Source organism: Actinomadura sp. NPDC048032, from assembly GCF_040653175.1.
GTDB classification, from domain to species: domain Bacteria; phylum Actinomycetota; class Actinomycetes; order Streptosporangiales; family Streptosporangiaceae; genus Spirillospora; species Spirillospora verrucosospora.
The window spans coordinates 1-1392 of sequence record NZ_JBEZJP010000796.1 but is presented as its reverse complement, the minus strand read 5'-3'; the positions used below and the strand labels follow the sequence as shown (position 1 = coordinate 1392).

Here is a 1392-nt window from a genome sequence, read left to right as displayed (position 1 = left end):
GCTCGGTCACCCTCACGGCGGTCATCACGACCGCCATCAACAGCGACCTCAGCGTCGACGCCGTGGGCAACATCATCACCGGCATCGGCGGCACCGGCTTCATGCTGCTGATGTTCCTGCTCTTCAAGCACTTCTGGGCCGACGGCTCGAAGTGAAACCCCACCGGGGCTCCCGCCGAGCCCTGGTCCGATTGAAAAACGGCCCCCTCGGGGCCGTTTTCTGCTTTCCCAGGCTTTTCGGTCAGCGGCCGATGGCCGCGAGGACGTCGTTGGCGATGGCCTCGTCGATCCTGCCGTCGGGTGCGCCACCGACACCGATGCCGGCGATGGGGAAGCCCTTGTACTTGACGGGGACGCCGCCGGGCAGCACCAGGGTGCCGGGGATCTGCTTGATCGTTTCGTTTCCGGTCAGGGCGCTCGTGGGCTGGCCGAACGCCACGGCGGTGTAGGCCTTGCGCTTGGCGGACTCGTAGGTCTGCGGCCCCGCCTTGCGGGTGCGGACCACGAGCCGGATGGTGCCGGCCCGTTCCATGATGACCATCGTCACGTGCTGGTTCCCGTGCCGCCGCGCCGAGTGCACCAGGGCCCTGGACGCCCGGACGAGCGCGCTGTCGGACAGGACCCGTTCCGGTGCCGTGGCCTTGCCGTGCCCGTCGTGTCCGCCATGCCCGCCGTGCCCGCCGTAGACGGTGATGGCGGCGGCCGGCGCCGCGGCCGACGCCGTCCCCGTACCTGCGAAGGTCCCGGCCGCGACCGCGCCCAGCGCGATGGCGCCGCCCACGAGATGCCTGATCGACATGTCTCCCCGATTCTGCAACATCCGACTACATAGAGTGATCGTTCAGATATGCACGGTAATGGGGCCGGAGCCCGGGAACAACCCGCTGTGCGCAGAGCGCCGCGCAACACTCGGGAAACGAATCGCCACGGCTCCCCAAAACCGGGGCACGGGTGGGGGCGGCCGGTGAGGCTCGCTGCACGACCGGCCGGTCGTCAGCCGAGCGCCAGGGCGAACACGAGGGCGAGAAGGAGAGAGTCGAGCCTGTCGAGGAGGCCGCCGGCGCCCGCGAGCCACGAGGCGGAGTCCTTGGCCTCGACCCCCCGCTTGACCATCGACTCCAGCAGGTCCCCCAGCGGGGCGCCGACCGCCACCGCGACCGCCCAGGCGGGCGTGAACGCACCGAACACGGCCAGCGTCCCCAGCCCCGCGGCGGTCCCCGCGAGCAGGCCGCTCCAGTGCTTGGACGGCGACAGCCGGGAAAGGGGCGGCCCGCCCAGCGACCGGCCCGCGAAGGAGGCGGTGATGTCGGCGATCGACACCGCGGCGAACAACGCCAGGACCTCCGGTCCGAGCAGGACCACGCCGGCCAGCGGCGCGAACCAGATCACTCCC

2 protein-coding genes are annotated in these 1392 nt (G+C 70.9%); both read right to left on the bottom strand.

Annotation, left to right across the window (positions count from 1 at the left end; all coding sequences use genetic code 11):
• Nucleotides 1–240: 240 nt before the first annotated feature.
• Nucleotides 241–798 carry a heme-binding protein gene (locus AB0C69_RS42290; protein WP_360362588.1) on the bottom strand — a complete coding sequence of 186 codons (558 nt, stop codon included), beginning with the start codon at nt 796–798 and terminating at the stop codon, nt 241–243.
• 194 nt (nt 799–992) lie between these two features.
• Nucleotides 993–1392 (bottom strand): phosphatidate cytidylyltransferase (locus AB0C69_RS42285; RefSeq protein WP_360362585.1); only part of this gene is annotated, 400 nt, incomplete at its 5' end.

What these genes read in the sequence shown, in the direction of transcription:
- AB0C69_RS42290 (WP_360362588.1), bottom strand. Translation starts at nt 798, where the DNA reads ATGTCGATCAGGCATCTCGTGGGCGGCGCCATCGCGCTGGGCGCGGTC.